Genomic DNA, 19,373 nt, shown 5'->3' with positions numbered 1-19,373 from the left:
TTATATCCCTACTATTTGTGGACCTATTAATACAATTAACAATAAACGGATTATTACAGATGCTATCAATAAAGAACCTATCGTCTCTATAAGCCCTTGTCTATCTATAGATAGAGTAATTAATCCTGGTATGATATATCCAATAACTTGTAAATCACTAGAAAAATAGCTTGTACCAAGGTATGGAGCAACAAAGATATTTGATAAATAACCTATAATAAAAGAAAGCAAAACTGTTAATGCTATCCTTCTTCTTCCATAGATAATCATAAATTTAGACATAAAGCGTATAATACCAAAAATAATTATTGAAACTATTATAGTTATTATAACTCTATCAGGAGCACCCATTTCTAAAGCAAAATAACCTGGTACGACCATACCTCCAGTAGAAAGCCCTAAAAATGAAACAAATATTAAACCAACGACAAGACCAATTCCTATCGAGAGAGTTAACGGATCCATAAACAACAACTCCTTAACAAGTTAAACCTCTAAATTATGCTTCTTTTTATGTTCATTATCACAAAAATCGACCAATTGCATACCAATATCTTTAATATTCCCAACACCAACCAAGATATATGAATCACCAGGGTTAGCGACTACAGTTTTATTTAAAATCTCTATTGGTGTCATTTCTTCACAAATAATTACCTTTGCCATAGGCTTGCTAAGTGCTTTTGCATATTTTTTATAAAAAGAAGTAAACACCTCTGTTCCTGTACCAATAAGTACAATAAGATCTTGAGTTTGCCATTCTAAAGCAGCTTCTGCCATTTGTTTAGATCTATCTTCTCTATCATCTCTACAATTAACAACAAGAACTTTTTTATCGCATGCCTCGTACTTACTACAAAGTTTATCCCAAAGCATTTTTGTAGACACTGGATCATTTGCTGCAAAAGCATTTGCAAAATTAATCTCTTTACCTTGGATATCAAAATTATACTCTGTCATCGCTCCCGGATCTGGAGTTGCTTCCCACATTCCTTTTAAAGCCACATCTCTTGGAATTCCAAGATCATCTGTCACTTTTAAGGCTAAAGCCACATTAATTTTAAATTCTGAATAAACAAATTTGTTAATTTCTTCATCTGTTATTTTTTCAGCATCTTCTGGAGTAGCGACTATAAGCTCTGTACCTCTATCCTTACATGCATACTCAAAAAAATCTAAATGAACATCCTCAGCAGTAAAATATTTTGTCCCCAAAGGAACTGTTCCAGCTAAGGCTTTCGCAACATCTCTTTCAGTAGGACCCATAACATCTAAATGGTCTGGACGCGCATTTGTCAAAACTCCATGAGTAGCTCTTACTAACTTTCTTTCACAAAGAGATTGTAAAAGAGGCTGTAAAGCCATACATTCGATAATAATGGCATCAGCCTTTGCTTTTCTTGCTTTAAAAAGTATTTTTATCTGCTCTGCAATATTACTATAACCAATTCTAAAAACTGGTGTTTCAGAACCATCCGTATCTATATATCTTGCCAATGTTCCTGTCGTTTTAGCAACAGTCCTATAACCACCAGCTCTGACACCTGCAGCTATTAGTCTAGCTACACTTGATTTTCCTCTAGTTCCATTAACATGAATTCTTATAGGAACACTTTTTATACTTTTATTGTGAAAAATATTTTCTATTATTAAATACACAGCTAAAGCCACAAAAACGCCAGCTACTAATAAAAAGTCCAAAACTACATCCTTATATTAACAATAAGATATCGCCAAGATTATATCATTATAAAAGATTTATATAAAGTAACAGATAAAATGTAATATTTACTAAACTTCTTTAAATCTCGTTTCTGGCATATAGTAAACTATTGGAATCATTATTATTGATGAAACGATCAATAACCAAGCAGGAGCTGAAGCACTACCTACAATGACTAATAATAGAGTTGCAACAAAAGGTACTGTCCCACCAAAAAAAGAATTCCCAATATTATAGCTCAAAGCATTACCACTATAGCGGTATCTAGCTTGAAATAACTCTGGTGCTGCTGCACCATATGAGCCCCAAATTAGCATAAGTGGAATGCTTAATATAGCCGTAGAAAGTACAAGATAAACAGGTCCCATAGTCATCATAATAAATGCGGGATATGAAAATATTATGTATAACACTATTGAAATTTTAACTAATATTTTACGACCAAAGAAATCACTCATTAAACCCCATAATGGTGCAGAGAATGAAAATAATAAACTAAAAACTGTAATTATAGCTAACGAAAAAAATTCAGAATAACCAAGATCAATAAAGTGTGTTTCTAGATACGACAAAATTAAATAATATGCAATATTACCATATGCTGACAATGCTATAGCAAAAAACAAAGGTTTTGCCTGCTCTTTAAACATTGAGCGAACTGGAGTTAATGCGATTCCGCCTTCTTCTTTAAGCTTTTCGAAAGAGTGACTTTCTGGTATGATCAGTCTCATTATTAATGCAATTATTGCCAAAATCAAACCAACTAAATACCCTACTCTCCAACCCCAAATATCTAAAGCAGTACTTCCTAATATCCCAGATAATATCATCACCACTAGAGATGCAAAAAAGACGCCAGTACCAGACGACATAGTCGCAAAACTTGCAATAAACCCTCTACGATTAGATTTTGCTGACTCAATCATAAGAACCATTACTCCACCATAAGACCCACCTATTGAGAATCCTTGAAAAAGTCTCATCAATATCAATATTAAAGGGGCTAAAATACCTATACTATTATATGTTGGTAGAAAAACAATCACCAACATAGGGAAAATCATCATTAATAAAGATATTACTAATGCTCTTTTCCTACCCAAACGATCTCCCACACTCCCCATAACCATACTTCCTATGGGACCCATAAAAAAACCGGCAGCAAAAACTCCAAAAGTCATCAAGATTCCTGCATACTTATCTACATGTGGAAAAAAATTATGTGCAATAATTGGAGTCAAATATGCAAAGAGCATAAAGTCATACCACTCTACTATAGTACTAGTAGCGGCAAAGAATACATGTTTTTTTGAGAATTTGATCATTCTAAAATAAATATAATATACATATTTATACTTTAATAAGTATTTATAGTCTTTACAATGATTATTTAGAGTTTGGGCTTAATTTTAAATTTGAATGGTGCGGACGGGGAGACTCGAACTCCCACGGTTGCCCGCTGGAACCTAAATCCAGTGCGTCTACCAATTTCGCCACGTCCGCAATATTGTGGGGTGATTGATGGGACTTGAACCCACGACAACCGGAATCACAATCCGGGGCTCTACCAACTGAGCTACAACCACCATTACATCTCTTACTATGTAATGGCACGTCCGGCAGGATTCGAACCTGCTACCCTCGGCTTAGAAGGCCGATGCTCTATCCAGATGAGCTACGGACGCACAAAAATGGTCGGAGCAGAGGGATTTGAACCCCCGACCCTCTGGTCCCAAACCAGATGCGCTACCAAACTGCGCTATGCTCCGACAATATTTTAATTAGTGGTGGCCAGAGGCAGAATCGAACTGCCGACACGAGGATTTTCAGTCCTCTGCTCTACCGACTGAGCTATCTGGCCAATGACGTATATTAAACTATATAGACTATTCTAAGTCAACATGTTTTTTACATTTTTTCTTCGTAAAAAGTTCTAATTTTGTTGCCATCTGCATAAGCATATAACGTCTGTGCAACTTTAGTTGATCCTGAATAGATATTGCCCTTTTTATCTAAAGCTATCAATCCAACATAATACCCTAACTCGTCACTTTCATTTATAGACTTATCCACAGCCTCTTCAAGACTCATTCCATCTTTAACTCTTGTTGCAATTTTTACAGCAACACCTTCATTAACAATATGCTCACCTATACCAGTACAAGATATTCCCACAATATCATTAACGAAGTTCCCAGCTACTGTTGGGCTATCGCCAACCCTCCCAGGATATTCAAAACCTGCTCCACCTGTTGAAGTTATTGCGCAGATATTGTTTTTAGAATCAAGGACTACTACACCTATAGTTCCTGTATATCCTTTTTTCAGGCTTAAATATTCCTTCCAACGTTTTTCTGTCATAGGGTTATAAGCCTCTAAATCCATAATATTATGAGCAAAATCTGTAGCCTGCTGTCCAGCCAATACACTATTATGTTGCTCTGCCAATTTATTAGCTACATCAACAGGGTTCTTAACATTCTGAATATTTATGACACCTGCAAATTTCTTTCTAATACTATCCATAATAGATGCTGACATTCTTATTTGTCCATCTTGCTGAACTCTAGATCCTGTACCAGCATTAAATATATCATCATCTTCTAATAGTTTAGCTGCAAATATAGCCACCTTTCTAGCATCATCTACTTGTACTAAATATTCATATGATTTTTTAATAATCGACAATAAATGCTCATGATAATCTGAAAAACTAGTGTTTTTATCCTCTCTTGCGCCACATCCGCCATGGATAATAATTTTTTGCATAATAATTGCACTGAGTAAAAATTTATTTATAAAAATTATATATGAACTATATAAAAAGAGAAAAACAAATGATTAAAATTCTACAAGATGAGTATTCAAGTTATATCTTTGGCCTTCAAGAAGTAAATGCATTCTGATATCAACTAAACTAATAGGGTCATCATCTCTAGCATTATGCATAGACGAATGCTTAAGATGAGAAAAATCAACTATTGTTATCATACCACTACCAACCACTTCAACAACGCCTTCTGGATTTAAAAATGCCCCAGTATCCTCATCTATCCCAATACCAACCATATAAGGATTGTAAGATAATGCTGTTAGTAACCTACCCAACCTATCTCTTTGAGAGAAATGTTGATCAACTAATAACTTGTTAGTAAGCCCTAATCCTGGCGCTAAACTAACCATGTTACATCTAGGCATAAGACCTGGTTGCCCACTAGCAATCATAAAGCCAGACATAAATGCCGCTCCAGCAGAAGTTCCAGCGACATGAACACCTCTAGCACTTAACCTTCTAATCATTTGGGCAATAGGTGTGCCTCCTAGAGTTGTAGAAAGTAACAATTGATTACCTCCTGTCATAAATACACCAGTACATTCACTCAGCGTATTTAAATACTCCTCATTTACTGTTGCATCTAGCCTAGTTTCGATTTTCAGATTGTAAACATCTTTAACTCCCATTGAATTAAAGATTTTAACATATTCATCACCAGTATCTGGAAGCTTAGAAGCTGTAGGAATCACAGCTATTTTAGCATCTGCGCCACCAGCTAAATCAATAAACTTTTGTAACACTGTAGGACTTGCTAACTTATCCTCTCTTCCCCCAATAGGGATTATATAACCTCTTTCTTCTTTAGAATCTACTTTAGAAGGCATTAATTAAATCTCCTTTAATAAAAATAAACTACACTAAACTTTAAATTTTAAGCCATATAAAATAATACTAATTTATCGTTAATAATTCTATAAAAATTACTCTAAATAAGTATATAAAGTAACTTATTATACTCTTATATAAATGCTATAATTCGCTTAATTGTTTGAGATTTTATGAACGCTTTACTTATGGATAAAAACATAAAAACCCTAGTTATCGGTGGTGCAACTTTAGACACTATTATCGAATATGAAGAAATGCTTACTATGAATATGCAAAGGAAAGATAGTAATCAATCATTCATGCTATTAGAAGAAGGTGCAAAAATAGAGGTTAAAGAACACAATTCTTTTTCTGGTGGTGGTGCTACAAATACAGCTGTTAGCTTTAAAAAACAAGGATTAGATGTTAGCTTCTTTGGAAAAGTTGGCAAAGATATGGCCGGTGAAAAAATAATAAAAGAATTATTGGATCTAGGAATAGATACTTCAAATGTTAGATATTCTGATACTTATGGAACAGCAACTTCATATGTAATACCTTCATTAGGAGGAGATAGAACTATTTTTGCATATCGTGGAGCTAATAGAGATATTCTAAAAGATGATCTTCCTTATGATGCTATTAAAAACAGTGACTTTATATATATAACCTCATTAAGTAAGGCCTCCGCAGCCAGGCTTCCAGAAATAGTTAAAATTGCTTCAGAAAATAATGTAAAAGTCGCTATAAATCCTGGATCCAGCCAGTTGGATGTTGGGGAGAGTTTTATTAAAGACTCTATGTTTGGCATAGATACTCTTGTTTTAAATTACCAAGAAGCAAGGAAGCTTATGATGTCATTACTTTCAACAGAAGATTCTGATGTAATTGAAGCTAGAGATGATACAAATGACAATCTAATTGAAACTAGTTCCGCAATTTTTCAAGATGCAACCTTTAGGTTAAAAAGCTTTTTTAAACTATGCTTAAATCTAGGTCCTCGCGTTATTGTAGTAACAGATGGAGAAAAAGGTGTTTATGCAGCAACTAAAGAATGTCTCTATCATTCAGAAGCTATTTATACAGAAAATGTAGTAAATACACTAGGTGCTGGAGACGCATTCAGCTCTACTTTTTGTGCTAACATATACAAAAATAAAAAAATCTCTGAAGCCATAAAATATGCGTTGATAAACTCAAGTCAAGTTATACAATATCCTGATGCAAAATCAGGTTTACAGACTTCTGAAGATATAGAAAAAATCAAATCATGGCTTGATAAGGAACTTGATAAAAATATAAGAGTTATTTCCTGGTAGCTATATAATCACTCTTAAAGAAAGATTTTACATCTCTAACATAATAATCAATTTCTGCATTATCATAAAAGTTAGCAGCTGATTTTTCATTATCCGCATGCACAAGTACTGTAGTCATGCCTAAATGTTTTGCTGTAACTAGATTATGGGAAGAGTCTTCAAAAAAGACACTATCTTCAAAATTTAGACCAAATTTTTGCTGACCTATTTCATAATATTTTTGCTTTGGTTTTGGCACAAGTCCCGTTTTTTCAAGTGTTAAAATGCCATGAAAAAATTGATGTAGATCAAATTGCTTTAAAACCCTATCTGCATGAAAGTCTGATGCATTAGTAAAAATATATAAGTTTTTATTCTTTTCTTTAAGATCTAATAATATTCCATTTAATTCTTTATTAGGTCTAAAGTGATTTATTTCAATGTTATCAATAAAGTGTAAGAACTCTTTATATTCTATATTATGATATCTCATAAGACCAAGCATGGTTGAACCACACTCATAATAAAGCTCATCTCTAATAGCACTTGCTTTTTCATCATCTAAAATATCTAGCTTAAGTTTTATAAAATCAGACATCCTTTGAAGTTGCATATCAAAAAGACCATTATCATATGGATAAAGTGTATTATCTAAATCAAATATATAGTTTTTCATTCTTTAAGACCTTCTTTATAACTTGTGCAAATTAGTATACTCTTGCCACTTTATAGTATCTTTGCACATGTCATATAAAGATTTACTTACATTAAAAGACAGTTCTCTCTTTGACTTAGTAATATCTGCTAACATCCTTTCAATATCACCATCTCTTCTATCGACAATTTTATACGATATTTTTTTACCTAAGACTTCTTCATAAGCCTTAACAATATCTAGCACACTATAACCGCTTCCTGATCCTAGATTATAAGCTTCACAACCGACTTTCTCCTTATAAAGCTTTTCTAACGCCAAGATATGTCCTTCTGCTAAATCATTTACATGAATATAATCTCTTATTGCTGTACCATCATGAGTCTGATAATCTCCACCAAACACATTAAGCCTATCCCTCAAACCCGAACCAACTTGAGCTAAATATGGCATTAAATTATTAGGAATTCCTTCAGGGTCTTCTCCTATAATTCCACTAGCATGTGCTCCAACAGGATTAAAATATCTTAAAATAGCTATATTGAAATTTGAATATGCTTTTTGTATATCTACAAGAATCCTTTCTATAATTAACTTTGTTGCAGCATAAGGACTAACTGCATTCAAAGGCATTCCTTCAACAAAAGGTACTTTATTATCCATACCATATACTGTAGCCGAGGAGCTAAATACTAAATTATTTATTTCATACTCCTCCATCAATTCTACGAGATTAAGAGTAATATCTATATTATGTCTATAATATAACATTGGTTTTTCAACACTTTCACCAACAGCCTTTAGTCCTGCAAAATGAATTACTGAATCAATTTTATTTTTCTCAAACACTTCTCTGAGCTTTAGTTTATCAAGCATATTAAGCTTAAAACTTAAGAAATCTTTATGAGTAATTTGTTTTATTCTTTCTATAACAGATTCTTTACTATTTGAAAAATCATCAACTACAATAACCTTATAATTTCTTTCTAAAAGTTCAACTACGGTATGACTTCCTATAAATCCTGCTCCTCCAGTAACTAAAATTGTCTTGCTCATTATCATCCTAAATGTTTTAAATTTTCTTTCATCATTAAAATAGTTTTCTCATAACTCTCAGAATTAAAAATTGCTGATCCTGCAACAAAAGCATCTACCCCACACTTTGCTATCTTTGCAATATTTTCAGGATTAACTCCTCCATCTATTTCTAGAAGAATATTCTTACCCGAATTTTTAATCCACTGAGATGTTTCTTTTGCTTTATCTAAAATTGCTGGAATAAACTTCTGCCCACCAAAACCAGGGTTTACAGACATTAATAAAATCCTATCTAATTTATCAGCAACATATTTCAGACTATCTAAATTTGTAGCTGGATTTAAAGCCAAACCTGCTTGAATATTATAAGACTTAATTAACTGTAAGCTTCTATCTATATGTTCGCTAGCTTCCGGATGAAATACTATACTAGTCGCCCCTGCTTCTGCAAAACTCTCTATTAAAGAGTCTACTGGTTTAACCATTAGATGAACATCCATGCCTGCTTTAATACCATAATCTCTTAGTGATTTAAGTATCATAGGCCCAAATGTTAGATTAGGAACATAATGATTATCCATAACATCAAAATGAATATTATCTGCCCCAGCCTCTAAAACAGCTTTAACATCATCACCTAGTTTTGCCAAATTCGCTGAAAGTATCGAGGGATTTATTTGAAAAGATTTCATAAAAATTTAAATAATTAAAATAACTTAAAAAATTTTAACATATTGTGCAGTAAGATTTGAGTATATAAGTAAAACTTTTATATAATATTACTCATGTAGTTGAAATATTTCTCATCTACTTCTTAGGAGATATTGAAATGAATAACCATGTTAAGAATGCAATAGAAACTTTTGATTTAGAAATTAAAACTTTAGAAAACTTAAAAAGATCAATTGATGAAAACTTTGAAAAAGCTTGCGATTTAATATTAACAAATAATAAAGAAAAAGGCCGTGTTATTGTAACAGGAATGGGAAAGTCTGGTCATATAGGAAAAAAGATTGCAGCAACACTTGCAAGTACCGGAACCCCCTCTTTTTTTGTACATCCTGGAGAGGCTGGACATGGTGATTTTGGAATGATCACAAACAATGATGTTTTAATAGCTATTTCTAATTCAGGAACTTCTTCTGAAATAATGGGATTAATGCCAATGCTAAAACATCTTAAGATTCCTATAATTACAATAACAAGTAACCCTAATTCGATAATGTCAAATAATAGCACTATAACTCTTAATCTAAATGTAGAGAAAGAAGCATGTCCTCACAACCTAGCTCCAACTTGTAGTACAACAGCTACTTTGGTTTTAGGAGATGCTCTAGCTATAGCATTACTTAAAGCTAAAAATTTTACTGCAAAAGATTTTGCATTCTCTCATCCAAGTGGTGCTTTAGGTAAAAAGCTAATTCTTAAAGTTGAAGACATAATGAGAAAAGGCTCAGAAATTCCTATAGTTAAACCTACAAACTCAATTAGAGATGCTATATTAGAAATAAGTAAAAAAGGTATAGGCCACACTCTAATTTCTGAAAATAGCAAACTCCTCGGCATATTCACAGATGGTGACTTGAGAAGAATATTTGAAACAAACAATTTTAGTAGTCAAGCAGCTATAAATACAGTCATGAAAGAAAATCCTAAAACCATCTATCAAGATGATATGGCTATTTTTGCTTTAGAAAAAATGGAAACCTATGAAATTACTAGTCTTGCTGTAATTGATAAAGAAAACTCTATTTTAGGAGTAGTTACTCTCCATGACTTAGTTAAATTAGGTTTGAAATAAAATATTAAAGAACGTTACCCATTAATACACTATGATAACCAGCATCTACATGAATATTCTCACCTGTAATACCAGAAGCCATATCTGAACATAAAAACGCAACTGTATTACCAACTTCCATTATATCAACATTCTTTTTAAGAGGAGATACTGTAGCGTTGTAATCAAGCATTTTCTTAAAGTTAGATATTCCTGATGCTGCTAAAGTTTTGATAGGACCAGCTGATACACAGTTTACATTGATTCCATCTTCACCTAAAGCTAATGCTGTATATCTCATAGTAGCTTCTAAAGATGCTTTAGCAACACCCATAGTGTTATAACTAGGCATAGCTTTTTCAGCACCAATATAAGTAAGACCAACGATAGAAGCTTTTCTACCTTTCATCATCGCTCTACCTTCTTTAGCTAATGCTGCAAAAGAATATGCACTAATATCATGAGCAATTGCGAAACCTTCACGAGTAACACAATCAATAAAGTTACCTTCTAGCTGGTCACGAGGAGCAAAAGCAATAGAGTGTATAAGACCATCAAGACCGTCCCAAACTTTAGCTAACTCTACAAATAAATTCTTAATTTCTTCATCAGAAGTAACATCACAAGGAAGAACAGCTGCAGGATTAAATTCTGCCGCAATCTTTTCTACCCTTTCTTTAAATTGGCCAACGTATGTAAAAACAAGCTCAGCGCCTTCTCTATGTAAAGCCGTTGCTATACCATAAGCAATAGATTTATTACTTAGAAGACCTGTAACTAATATTTTTTTACCTTTTAGAAAACCCATGTCATTCTCCTTTTTGGATTTATTAAAACTTTTTAGCAGTAAAAACCTATGTAAGGTATAATTACTACAACGCATATAAAGAACATTATAAATAATACTATTTTAAAAATCACTATTTAATCTTTATTGAGGCTATAGAGAAAATGAGTACTAATTATAAAAAAAAGAAGGTTATCACAGATTCTAGAGGTGAAGTAAGCTTTGATAGAGCAAAAGCAGCTTGGGATATTATGAAAATAACCTCTGAATTAGTTGAAGGCTATGAAAGACTAGATAATATCACTCCTGCCGTAAGTATTTTTGGATCTGCTAGATTAAGAAAAGGAGACAAACACTATGATGCTACAAAAAAACTAGCAAATAGGCTCTCTCAAGAAGGCTTCTCTGTTATCACTGGCGGCGGACCTGGAATAATGGAAGCTGCTAATAAAGGTGCTTATGAAGGAAGCTCAATTAGCGTCGGCCTAAATATAACCCTGCCTCATGAGCAAAGAGCAAATAATTATCAAGATGCTTCTTTATTTTATAGATATTTCTTCACTCGCAAAGCAATGTTTGTTAAGCATTCTATGGCTTATGTTGTTATGCCTGGAGGATTTGGAACTTTAGACGAACTATTTGATATTACAACTTTAGTACAAACAAAGAAAAAAGCATATATGCCAATTATACTTTTTGGTAAAGATTTCTGGGAAGGATTATTAGATTGGATTAATACAGTAATGATTGATAAAGGTGTAATAAGTAATGAAGATAGAATGCTACTACATCTAGTAGATGATATAGATGAAGCTTGTGAGATTATAGAATTACACTATAAAAATACATATCACTCCCAAGATCACTGCAAAATTGTATTTTAAGGAAAACATGGATATTAATACTGTTTCATCAACAATAATAACAAATGCTTTACCAATTATTACAGTATTTACTGTTCTTATTCACATTTTCTGTGGATTGAGTATTGCAAAAGATATACCCAAAGTTTTAGATAGAAGACTAACTACAATTTTATTACCAAAAAATATATGGATATTAGTTGGTTTAGTATTTGGTATTTGGGGTGTACTAATATATTGGCTAATTCATCATTCAAATATATCTAAAGGTTAACCTTCTTCATTGCTTTATAGCAAACTTGTAAAACCTTACTACATCTTCTACTATGAATTAGATAAAGCGTGTAAATAATTCATATATGAAAATAGCAGTTATAATTAATAAAGACTGTCGCAACTATAAAAAAAATAAAGACCTAATTAAAGAGTTTGAAAATAATATCTCTTGTGACAAATTCATAATCAAAGCAAAAGATCTTGTTTCTACATTAAAAAAAATTCAAATATACCCTATTGTTATCATAGGTGGTGGAGATGGCACTATTCATACTACTGTACAACACATCAAACCTGAACAAGTTTTAGGCGTCTTACCTATTGGGACATTAAATCATTTTATTAAAGATGCCCATTTACCTCAAACAGTGCAAGAATTAATAGAAAGTATTAAAGCAAACAGAATAAAAAATATTGACTTAGTCTCTATTAACAATGAGAAAGTAATAAATAATATATCTTTAGGGTTTTATCCCTATTTTGTAAAAAAGAGAGAGCGTTTAGAAAAGTCCATTGGGAAACTATTTGCTTATATTCCCGCTTTTTTTCATCATTTACGCAAACATAAACCTCTAACGCTTACATTGGAACATGATTCTAATAATTATGAAATTACTACTCATACGCTAATTATAAGTAATACACCATATGAACTAAGTTTTCCTATTTCAATTGAAAGAGAGGATTTAATCACAGAAACTATGGGAATTTATTATATAAATACTTTAAAAAATGTGTTCAAAGCAAATTTGAATAAAGAATTTTGGAAAATAAAGCAAACAAGCAATAGTATTAAAATAGAAAATAAAGCCAAGCATAACATAATAAAAGCGGGAATAGATGGAGAAGTCATTACGCTAAAATCTCCATTAACTATTTCTATGCTCCCTAAAGCTCTAAAGGTATTTTACTAGCTATGAAAATTTTACATATTTCTGACTTACACTTTGGTTACCATGATGAACATATCATCCAAAAATTTAAAAACTTCACTCGAATAGAAAATCCTGACTTAATAATAGTTACCGGCGATTTAACACATCGTGCTAAAACTGATCAATTTAAAGCTGCGAAAGAGTTTATTAAGGATTTGCCTTGCAAAACTCTTTGTATACCAGGTAATCATGATGTTCCTTTATATAGATTATATAAACGCTTTTTTTCACCGTTTTCAAAATATAAAAATATCATGAATCTTCCAAAAGAAATTTCTTTTGAAAATGATCTAGTTAATGTAATTGGTTTAAACTCTGTTAATCCAAAATCTGTAAAGAAAGGAAAACTAACTAGTCTTCAACTTGAGCATATAGATAATTATTTCTCTCATGAGAATAAATGGAATATATTAATGTTTCATCACAACATATCTAAAATTGAAGATCTTCATAATCCACTGCATTCTTCTAAAGATTTGATAGAAATTGCTAAAGATCGCCCTATTCATATTATTTGCACAGGACATCTACACTATAGTCATGTAAACCCAATAGATGAAAAGTTCCCAATAATTGCACATGCTGGATCTCTTTCATGCAAAAGAAAGAATGATAATTATAATAGCTTTTTTAGCTTTGATATTGATTTAAAAAACTTAAAAATAACTAAACATATCTATAAAGAAGGTAGTTTTATAAAAGACGCTTATTGGGAATTCTCAAAATAAGATTATGCAGCGATAGCTAATAAATCTTCTCTAATAATATTTAATAATCCATCCTCACCAAGACAATGTCCAAGACCTGTTATAATTTGTATATTTTCAAATCCTTTCTCGAAATATTTATTATCTGTAACAATATCTAATTCAGCTAACATAACTCTAATTCTAGAATCAAATTTACCCATAAAACCATTTAAAAGCATTAGAATGTGGCAACCAAAAAAATCTTTAGGCGCTGATTTCAATAAAATACGCACTGATTTTGAATGTAAAAAGAAAGGAGTAATCATACATAACTTACTAAAATGTCTTTCTTCAATTATTGAAGTTATACATGAGGACATAGATACTACATATATATAATCATAATTATCAAAATTATGTTCTGATAATATTTGCTTTAGTCTTTTTCTAACCAAGATAGGTTTACCTATATGAACAACTGTAAGGTTAATCTTTTTATTATTTACATCAATAGTTTGTTTAAAAGAATTTTCGCTACTATATCCTCTAATAACTAAAATATTCATCTTGCTTTTCTTACCCTTGAATTAACTTATCTTACTTTCTCATCTATTAATTCTATTTGGTATCCATCAGGATCTTTTATAAAAGCGATAATCGAGGTCCCTCCTTTAACAGGACCAGCCTCTCTAGTTACTATACCACCTTTTGCTTTTATTTCATCACATGTTTTGTATACATCATTAACTTCCATACATAAATGACCAAAAGCATTACCATGATCATATTCATGATCTCCCCAGTTATATGTAAGCTCTAAAGCTGTATTTGCATTTATATCTCCATATCCCAAAAATGCTAAAGTATATTTATATTGTGGATTATCAGATTTTTTAAGAACTTTCATCCCTAATATGTTTGTATAGAAATCTATAGATTTATCTAAATCCTTAACTCTCAACATTGTATGTGCAAATCTCATCTTTATTTCTCCTTCAAATTTGTCATTAAAGCAGGTTTTTGCTATATTATAGCAGATTTTAACTCCCCTGTTCGCAATACCTCCAGGGTTAACAAAACTAAGGATTCTAGAAGTGACAAACTTTGAACTACTTTTTCTATATACGATTATAGATTTCTTTATAGCATTTTTAGCATATCGCCTATTTGGCAAAAAAGGGCTTATTGTTTTTATAATTATTAGTGTTATTGCAGCAAACATACAAGTAAACAAAGGCATTGATTACTCTGTTTTTGGATATACATTCTCAGCAACTATGGGAAATGTAATGTTTGGTGGAATATTTTTAGCTAATGATCTACTTAATGAAAAATATGGAAAAGATGAAGCTAGAAAAGCCGTATTTATTTCAATATTCGCGGGGCTCTCTTTTGTTGTCTTAATGTGTTTTTCAACTCTTTATCAAAGCATAACCTCTGATGAATACTATAAAAATACCAATGAAGCTATGGATTTATTTTTTTCTATTAATGGAGGAGCTCTAAAAGCTATTATAATAGGTAACTTGGTCTATCTAATTTCTCAGCTTTTTGATGTATTTATTTACGCAAGATTTAAAAGCTATAATTCAGAATTGAAATGGCTTTGGTTAAGAAATAGTGGCTCTACTGCCATTTCACAGCTTATTGATACAACACTTATAACATATGGATTTGCTTTTGCTGGAATTATCCCAATGGAATACGCTTTAGAAATGGTCTTTACTACTCTGCTTATAAAATATATTGTGACAGTTATTAACTCGCCTCTTTTTTATCTAATAGCTTTTGTGAAACCAAGTAAGAGATTTATTTAGACTAAATTAAATTCAATTCTTTTAAAGCATGAAATATTCCATCTTCAAAATTACTCTTAGTTATCAAAGATGCTTTTGCTTTTAGCTTGTCAGAAGCATTATTCATAGCAATACCACAATCAACTTTATCAAACATTTCTAAATCATTATTACCATCGCCAAAAGCATAAGTTTTATATCCTTCAAGACCTAGATGTTCTATCACTTTAGATATTCCATCTGCTTTTGTATGATTCTCAAGATAACAATCAACATACCCACAAGAAAAATGTTCAGCTACCACATATCCTTTACCTAGCGCTTTACGCAAAGCATTAAGATTAACATAGTCTGCCATTATCAATGCATTATAAATAATCGCATTATCTAGATTTTTAGATTCAATAATTTTTTCTTTATTAACTATTACACTATTATAAAAATATTTTAATTCTTTTGAGGCTAAACTCTCAACGTAAGCTTTATCACCTTCAAACATCCATGGATGATTATTTTGCTCACAGAAATCTAAAACTCTATTAATTGCTTCTTCTGGAAAAAGTTTCTCATAAACCAATTTATTATCAATTCTAACCACAGATCCATTAGCAGTAACAAACCCATCCATATCTAACTCATACACAGAATTTGGTACAAAGGCTTCGGTTCTGCCAGTTGCTATAAAAGTTTTATGTCCTTTAGAGCGTAATTCATTAATGGCATTTATACTTTTTTTAGAAACAACTAACTGTTTGTTTTCTGGATAAACTAAAGTCCCATCAATATCAAAGAAGAATGCTTTTTTCATATTTTAAATCTTATATTTTCTTACCTATTAATAATTAACATTCATTACCAGGTATAGTTATAAACGTTGGCCCATTGAATTTTAAAGCCTCATCTATAGCATTTTTATAACTATTTTTATCAGCTTTAATAGTTTTAGCTCCAAAACCTTTAGCAATACTATATAAATCTAATTTAGGATTTGTAATATCCATTCCTACATACTTTTGCTCGGGAGTTTCTGGGACTTGCAAATGCCATAGCTCTTTTAATATTTTATATTCATCATTAATAATACATATAAATATTACAGGAATATTATATCTAGCAGCACTCCAGATACTGTGGATTGAATACATACTTCCACCATCACCAACAAAACATATACTATGCTTTTTACTATGTAGAGAAATACCAACGGATAATGGCATAGCCATACCTAATGCACCACCTCTAGGTTCATAATAAACTTTTGAAAATTTTAAGGCGTAGGTTATTTCTTCAAGCAATGTTTGATTAGTAGAGCCTTCAATTACTATAGGTGTATCACGAGCAGAATAATTTAATATATCAAATAATAAGCTATCTTTATTAAAACTTTCTTCTTCTATAACTAGAGGAGATTTGTTCTTTGAATTTTTATTTTTAAAATAGTCTGCAATTATTCCTAAATTATTACCTATATCACCTCTAATAACATAATCAAATGGATAATCGTATCTAGTTCTTATATTTCCACTGCTAAACTGAATTAAAGTAGACTCTTCTGGTATCGTCTGTTTTTCATGGTGTAAAAATGACTGAATCTTTTCACCCAATAAAATGATTATTTCATAGTTAGATAATAGATTATTAGCCTCTAAAGAAACAGCTGGTAAAACTCCTTTGTAGTTTGAAGCATTAATATCAATTGATGTTTTCAAAGAAAATGGAGCTAAGTAAATATCTGCATCTAATTTAACACTTATTTCGCTCAAGTTTGTTTTAACTTTATTACTCCAAACCACCTCAGCATCAATAACAAAAGCTATTCTATTTTCACATGCATCTAATAAATTACCAATCTCATCTAAATCTAAAACTTGAGTATTATCTATTAATTTAGTTGGCTTAAAATATCCTGTTTCACATTTATCTGTATAAATTTCCATTGGTATAGACAAAAAAGTTGGCATTTTAGACTCTAATGACTCTAAGTAGCATCTTTGAAGAGCTATATTCAGATCAGATATATGTTGTACTTCATATTGTACTTTTGTTGCAGTTTTAGCAAGCTCTGTTAAATTGCCTGATAATATTGGCTTATGAATAAGATGCTTCCTATTTTGCTGTCCCGCAATAACGAAAAGAGGTATTCCTGCCGCATATGCGTTGAACATATTGCTCATAGCATTTGCCAATCCAGGATATGTATGTATATTTAAAACAGCTGGTTTACCACTTTCTAATGCATATCCCGCAGCAATCCCTGTTGCAACAGATTCATGTAAACCCAATATATATTCACAGTTTTTATTTTCTGAAATCACATCCAAAAAAGTAGTTTCTGTAGTACCAGGATTACCAAAAACATATTCTATTTCAAATGTATCAAAAAAATCATTAAGTATCTGCTTACCGCTTTTTAGCATAAAAATCACTCTTTATTAATATAAAAAAAATATAATACTATTTTATAATGAAATAAAAAATTATACTGAAATAAATTAGATTTTTTCTATCATGCTTTATCTAACAAATATCTCGTATCAATCACCATTAACTATATTTCTTGAATCATGTCCTATAGTTCTAGTAAGGTCTCTAGCTCCATGACCTATAGCATCACCCATATCTTTAAAATTTTCTTTGATTGAACCATTATGTTCAGTATTAGAACTACTACTAGTACTAGAGCTGGAACTATCATTATCATTTGAGCATGATGCGAGCAATATTATTAATATAATAGATACACTTAATTTTATATATTTCATATAGATATTCCTTATGAATTTTGAATGAATTATAGCCATTAAAATAAGCTTTTGAAAGATGGATTAGAAGATATAGTTATTTAATTTTCTAAAAAATAAACATAGCGTCGCCATAGCTAAAAAACCTATACTTTTCTACTATTGCATGATGATATGCTTTCATAATATTTTCTTTACCTGCAAAAGCACTAACTAGCATAATAAGCGTCGATTTAGGTAAATGAAAGTTTGTAATCATAGCATCCACAACATTAAACTTTTTTCCTGGATATAGAAAAATATCTGTCTCGCCTTGATAAGGTTGGATTTCACCATTTTGCCCTGCTGTTTCAAGTGAGCGTACAGAAGTTGTGCCGATAGCTATCACTCTCCCACCATTTGCTTTTGTTTGGCAAATCTTTTCACAAACATCTTCTGGTACTGATATAACTTCTGAATGCATTTTGTGATTGTTAACATCATCAACCTGGACCGGCTTAAATGTTCCCGAACCCACATGTAAAGTTATATAAGCTGTATCAATACCCTTGTCTTTTATCTGTTGCATTAACGAGTCTGAAAAGTGTAAGCCTGCTGTTGGCGCAGCAACTGAGCCAAGGTCTTTAGCATATACTGTTTGATACCTTTCAGCATCAAAGGCCTCATCATAACGTTTCATATATGGTGGCAGTGGAATATGCCCAAACTCTTCCATAAGCTGATAAATATCTTTTTCACCTTGTAATTCAAGCAGATATATACCACCATCTTTCTCAAACACTTTAGCTAATGTATCTTGCACATATATTTCGCTTCCAATAACTGGTGAACGATTTGCTTTAATATGTGTTTCAAATATTTTTGGTGTTTTTACTTTTTCTATTAGGAACTCTAATTTTGCTCCAGTAGTTTTACTACCATACAAACGGGCCAACATTACTTTACTATTGTTAAAAACAAGTAAATCTTTAGGATTTATAAAATCTATAAAATCTGTAAACTTATGATCCACTATCTCGCCAGTGTGCTTATTTAACTTCAATAATTTACTAGCATCTCTATTCTCTAGAGGATAACTAGCAATCAGCTCTTCTGGTAATTTATAATCAAAATCATCTGTTTTCATTTAATAAAAATATTTTTAAAAAC

The 19,373-nt window shown here is 31.4% G+C and carries 22 protein-coding genes and 5 tRNA genes; 7 read left to right on the top strand and 20 right to left on the bottom strand.

Features of this window, described 5'->3' with window-relative positions; translation table 11 throughout:
* From pgsC to KX01_RS05495, 10 genes are all read right to left on the bottom strand, one after another.
* Nucleotides 1-465: a poly-gamma-glutamate biosynthesis protein PgsC gene (gene pgsC, locus KX01_RS05540; protein WP_071664039.1), complete on the bottom strand. Its 465-nt coding sequence runs from the start codon at nucleotides 463-465 to the stop codon at nucleotides 1-3.
* 21 nt (nucleotides 466-486) lie between these two features.
* Nucleotides 487-1,701 carry a poly-gamma-glutamate synthase PgsB gene (pgsB, locus tag KX01_RS05535; RefSeq protein WP_071664038.1) on the bottom strand — a complete coding sequence of 405 codons (1,215 nt, stop codon included), beginning with the start codon at nucleotides 1,699-1,701 and terminating at the stop codon, nucleotides 487-489.
* 90 nt (nucleotides 1,702-1,791) lie between these two features.
* Complete coding sequence (locus KX01_RS05530; RefSeq protein ID WP_071664037.1) at nucleotides 1,792-3,048, bottom strand: MFS transporter; 1,257 nt, start codon at nucleotides 3,046-3,048, stop codon at nucleotides 1,792-1,794.
* A gap of 95 nt (nucleotides 3,049-3,143) precedes the next feature.
* A tRNA-Leu gene (locus KX01_RS05525) sits at nucleotides 3,144-3,226 on the bottom strand.
* Between the two features lie 7 nt (nucleotides 3,227-3,233).
* Nucleotides 3,234-3,309, bottom strand: a tRNA-His gene (locus KX01_RS05520).
* Between the two features lie 22 nt (nucleotides 3,310-3,331).
* Nucleotides 3,332-3,408, bottom strand: a tRNA-Arg gene (locus KX01_RS05515).
* 7 nt (nucleotides 3,409-3,415) lie between these two features.
* Nucleotides 3,416-3,492: transfer RNA gene (locus KX01_RS05510), tRNA-Pro, on the bottom strand.
* A gap of 16 nt (nucleotides 3,493-3,508) precedes the next feature.
* Nucleotides 3,509-3,584, bottom strand: a tRNA-Phe gene (locus KX01_RS05505).
* 47 nt (nucleotides 3,585-3,631) lie between these two features.
* Nucleotides 3,632-4,492: an isoaspartyl peptidase/L-asparaginase gene (locus tag KX01_RS05500; RefSeq protein ID WP_071664036.1), complete on the bottom strand. Its 861-nt coding sequence runs from the start codon at nucleotides 4,490-4,492 to the stop codon at nucleotides 3,632-3,634.
* Nucleotides 4,493-4,564: 72 nt separating this feature from the next.
* The gene (locus tag KX01_RS05495) at nucleotides 4,565-5,383 is read right to left on the bottom strand and encodes a cyanophycinase (protein ID WP_071664035.1); all 819 of its coding nucleotides are present in this window, start codon (nucleotides 5,381-5,383) and stop codon (nucleotides 4,565-4,567) included.
* Between the two features lie 189 nt (nucleotides 5,384-5,572).
* Between KX01_RS05495 and KX01_RS05490 the strand changes: the two genes are divergently transcribed.
* Complete coding sequence (locus KX01_RS05490; RefSeq protein ID WP_071664757.1) at nucleotides 5,573-6,685, top strand: carbohydrate kinase family protein; 1,113 nt, start codon at nucleotides 5,573-5,575, stop codon at nucleotides 6,683-6,685.
* On the opposite strand, the gene KX01_RS05485 is transcribed toward KX01_RS05490, so the two are convergent.
* Genes KX01_RS05485 through rpe form a run of 3 tightly spaced genes read right to left on the bottom strand, consistent with a single transcriptional unit; the run spans nucleotide 6,672 to nucleotide 9,049 of the window.
* Nucleotides 6,672-7,340: a pyrimidine 5'-nucleotidase gene (locus KX01_RS05485; RefSeq protein ID WP_071664034.1), complete on the bottom strand. Its 669-nt coding sequence runs from the start codon at nucleotides 7,338-7,340 to the stop codon at nucleotides 6,672-6,674. The genes KX01_RS05490 and KX01_RS05485 overlap by 14 nt on opposite strands.
* A 15-nt stretch (nucleotides 7,341-7,355) precedes the next feature.
* Nucleotides 7,356-8,375 carry a UDP-glucose 4-epimerase GalE gene (gene galE / locus KX01_RS05480; RefSeq protein WP_071664033.1) on the bottom strand — a complete coding sequence of 340 codons (1,020 nt, stop codon included), beginning with the start codon at nucleotides 8,373-8,375 and terminating at the stop codon, nucleotides 7,356-7,358.
* Between the two features lie 2 nt (nucleotides 8,376-8,377).
* Nucleotides 8,378-9,049 carry a ribulose-phosphate 3-epimerase gene (gene rpe, locus KX01_RS05475; RefSeq protein ID WP_071664032.1) on the bottom strand — a complete coding sequence of 224 codons (672 nt, stop codon included), beginning with the start codon at nucleotides 9,047-9,049 and terminating at the stop codon, nucleotides 8,378-8,380.
* A 137-nt stretch (nucleotides 9,050-9,186) separates the two neighbouring features.
* Here rpe and KX01_RS05470 point away from each other — a divergent pair, with 137 nt between their 5' ends.
* Nucleotides 9,187-10,158, top strand: coding sequence for a KpsF/GutQ family sugar-phosphate isomerase (locus KX01_RS05470; RefSeq protein ID WP_071664031.1), 972 nt, complete (start codon nucleotides 9,187-9,189; stop codon nucleotides 10,156-10,158).
* 4 nt (nucleotides 10,159-10,162) lie between these two features.
* On the opposite strand, the gene KX01_RS05465 is transcribed toward KX01_RS05470, so the two are convergent.
* Complete coding sequence (locus KX01_RS05465) at nucleotides 10,163-10,945, bottom strand: enoyl-ACP reductase FabI (RefSeq protein WP_071664030.1); 783 nt, start codon at nucleotides 10,943-10,945, stop codon at nucleotides 10,163-10,165.
* 143 nt (nucleotides 10,946-11,088) lie between these two features.
* Here KX01_RS05465 and KX01_RS05460 point away from each other — a divergent pair, with 143 nt between their 5' ends.
* From KX01_RS05460 to KX01_RS05445, 4 genes are all read left to right on the top strand, one after another.
* Nucleotides 11,089-11,808: an LOG family protein gene (locus KX01_RS05460; RefSeq protein WP_071664029.1), complete on the top strand. Its 720-nt coding sequence runs from the start codon at nucleotides 11,089-11,091 to the stop codon at nucleotides 11,806-11,808.
* 7 nt (nucleotides 11,809-11,815) lie between these two features.
* A complete protein-coding gene (locus tag KX01_RS05455) occupies nucleotides 11,816-12,061 on the top strand; it encodes a hypothetical protein (RefSeq protein WP_198021088.1) in 246 nt (81 codons plus the stop codon).
* An 85-nt stretch (nucleotides 12,062-12,146) separates the two neighbouring features.
* Complete coding sequence (locus KX01_RS05450; protein ID WP_071664027.1) at nucleotides 12,147-12,977, top strand: diacylglycerol/lipid kinase family protein; 831 nt, start codon at nucleotides 12,147-12,149, stop codon at nucleotides 12,975-12,977.
* Nucleotides 12,978-12,979: 2 nt separating this feature from the next.
* Entirely contained in the window at nucleotides 12,980-13,726 is a 747-nt protein-coding gene (locus KX01_RS05445) for a metallophosphoesterase family protein (protein ID WP_071664026.1), read from the top strand.
* Between the two features lie 2 nt (nucleotides 13,727-13,728).
* Here the strand turns inward: KX01_RS05445 and KX01_RS05440 are convergent, their stop codons facing one another.
* Both KX01_RS05440 and gloA read right to left on the bottom strand, forming a co-directional pair.
* On the bottom strand, nucleotides 13,729-14,253 hold the full coding sequence (locus tag KX01_RS05440) for a hypothetical protein (RefSeq protein ID WP_071664025.1): 525 nt from the start codon (nucleotides 14,251-14,253) through the stop codon (nucleotides 13,729-13,731).
* A 26-nt stretch (nucleotides 14,254-14,279) separates the two neighbouring features.
* Nucleotides 14,280-14,669 carry a lactoylglutathione lyase gene (gene gloA, locus KX01_RS05435; RefSeq protein WP_071664024.1) on the bottom strand — a complete coding sequence of 130 codons (390 nt, stop codon included), beginning with the start codon at nucleotides 14,667-14,669 and terminating at the stop codon, nucleotides 14,280-14,282.
* A gap of 112 nt (nucleotides 14,670-14,781) precedes the next feature.
* Here gloA and KX01_RS05430 point away from each other — a divergent pair, with 112 nt between their 5' ends.
* A complete protein-coding gene (locus tag KX01_RS05430) occupies nucleotides 14,782-15,504 on the top strand; it encodes a queuosine precursor transporter (protein WP_071664023.1) in 723 nt (240 codons plus the stop codon).
* A 1-nt stretch (nucleotide 15,505) separates the two neighbouring features.
* On the opposite strand, the gene KX01_RS05425 is transcribed toward KX01_RS05430, so the two are convergent.
* From KX01_RS05425 to queA, 4 genes are all read right to left on the bottom strand, one after another.
* Nucleotides 15,506-16,291 (bottom strand): Cof-type HAD-IIB family hydrolase, encoded by a 786-nt coding sequence (locus KX01_RS05425; RefSeq protein WP_071664022.1) that lies wholly within the window; start codon nucleotides 16,289-16,291, stop codon nucleotides 15,506-15,508.
* Nucleotides 16,292-16,325: 34 nt separating this feature from the next.
* Entirely contained in the window at nucleotides 16,326-17,900 is a 1,575-nt protein-coding gene (locus tag KX01_RS05420; RefSeq protein ID WP_071664021.1) for a thiamine pyrophosphate-binding protein, read from the bottom strand.
* 117 nt (nucleotides 17,901-18,017) lie between these two features.
* Nucleotides 18,018-18,245, bottom strand: coding sequence for a hypothetical protein (locus KX01_RS05415; RefSeq protein WP_071664020.1), 228 nt, complete (start codon nucleotides 18,243-18,245; stop codon nucleotides 18,018-18,020).
* 88 nt (nucleotides 18,246-18,333) lie between these two features.
* A complete protein-coding gene (gene queA, locus KX01_RS05410) occupies nucleotides 18,334-19,350 on the bottom strand; it encodes a tRNA preQ1(34) S-adenosylmethionine ribosyltransferase-isomerase QueA (protein ID WP_071664019.1) in 1,017 nt (338 codons plus the stop codon).
* Between the last annotated feature and the right edge of the window lie 23 nt (nucleotides 19,351-19,373).

It is taken from the genome of Francisella frigiditurris (genome assembly GCF_001880225.1).
In the GTDB taxonomy this organism is placed as follows: domain Bacteria; phylum Pseudomonadota; class Gammaproteobacteria; order Francisellales; family Francisellaceae; genus Francisella; species Francisella frigiditurris.
This window is presented reverse-complemented; position numbering and strand designations above follow the sequence as displayed.

Excerpts from the sequence above, each read along its gene's own strand:
- KX01_RS05470 (WP_071664031.1), top strand. The coding sequence starts at position 9,187 with ATGAATAACCATGTTAAGAATGCAATAGAAACTTTTGATTTAGAAATT.
- KX01_RS05455 (WP_198021088.1), top strand. The coding sequence starts at position 11,816 with ATGGATATTAATACTGTTTCATCAACAATAATAACAAATGCTTTACCA.
- KX01_RS05530 (WP_071664037.1), bottom strand. The coding sequence starts at position 3,048 with ATGATCAAATTCTCAAAAAAACATGTATTCTTTGCCGCTACTAGTACT.
- gloA (WP_071664024.1), bottom strand. The coding sequence starts at position 14,669 with ATGAGATTTGCACATACAATGTTGAGAGTTAAGGATTTAGATAAATCT.
- KX01_RS05450 (WP_071664027.1), top strand. The coding sequence starts at position 12,147 with ATGAAAATAGCAGTTATAATTAATAAAGACTGTCGCAACTATAAAAAA.
- KX01_RS05425 (WP_071664022.1), bottom strand. The coding sequence starts at position 16,291 with ATGAAAAAAGCATTCTTCTTTGATATTGATGGGACTTTAGTTTATCCA.
- pgsC (WP_071664039.1), bottom strand. The coding sequence starts at position 465 with ATGGATCCGTTAACTCTCTCGATAGGAATTGGTCTTGTCGTTGGTTTA.
- KX01_RS05500 (WP_071664036.1), bottom strand. The coding sequence starts at position 4,492 with ATGCAAAAAATTATTATCCATGGCGGATGTGGCGCAAGAGAGGATAAA.
- KX01_RS05495 (WP_071664035.1), bottom strand. The coding sequence starts at position 5,383 with ATGCCTTCTAAAGTAGATTCTAAAGAAGAAAGAGGTTATATAATCCCT.
- rpe (WP_071664032.1), bottom strand. The coding sequence starts at position 9,049 with ATGAAATCTTTTCAAATAAATCCCTCGATACTTTCAGCGAATTTGGCA.
- KX01_RS05445 (WP_071664026.1), top strand. The coding sequence starts at position 12,980 with ATGAAAATTTTACATATTTCTGACTTACACTTTGGTTACCATGATGAA.
- KX01_RS05420 (WP_071664021.1), bottom strand. The coding sequence starts at position 17,900 with ATGCTAAAAAGCGGTAAGCAGATACTTAATGATTTTTTTGATACATTT.
- galE (WP_071664033.1), bottom strand. The coding sequence starts at position 8,375 with ATGAGCAAGACAATTTTAGTTACTGGAGGAGCAGGATTTATAGGAAGT.
- queA (WP_071664019.1), bottom strand. The coding sequence starts at position 19,350 with ATGAAAACAGATGATTTTGATTATAAATTACCAGAAGAGCTGATTGCT.
- KX01_RS05460 (WP_071664029.1), top strand. The coding sequence starts at position 11,089 with ATGAGTACTAATTATAAAAAAAAGAAGGTTATCACAGATTCTAGAGGT.
- KX01_RS05490 (WP_071664757.1), top strand. The coding sequence starts at position 5,573 with ATGGATAAAAACATAAAAACCCTAGTTATCGGTGGTGCAACTTTAGAC.
- KX01_RS05465 (WP_071664030.1), bottom strand. The coding sequence starts at position 10,945 with ATGGGTTTTCTAAAAGGTAAAAAAATATTAGTTACAGGTCTTCTAAGT.
- KX01_RS05415 (WP_071664020.1), bottom strand. The coding sequence starts at position 18,245 with ATGAAATATATAAAATTAAGTGTATCTATTATATTAATAATATTGCTC.
- KX01_RS05485 (WP_071664034.1), bottom strand. The coding sequence starts at position 7,340 with ATGAAAAACTATATATTTGATTTAGATAATACACTTTATCCATATGAT.
- KX01_RS05440 (WP_071664025.1), bottom strand. The coding sequence starts at position 14,253 with ATGAATATTTTAGTTATTAGAGGATATAGTAGCGAAAATTCTTTTAAA.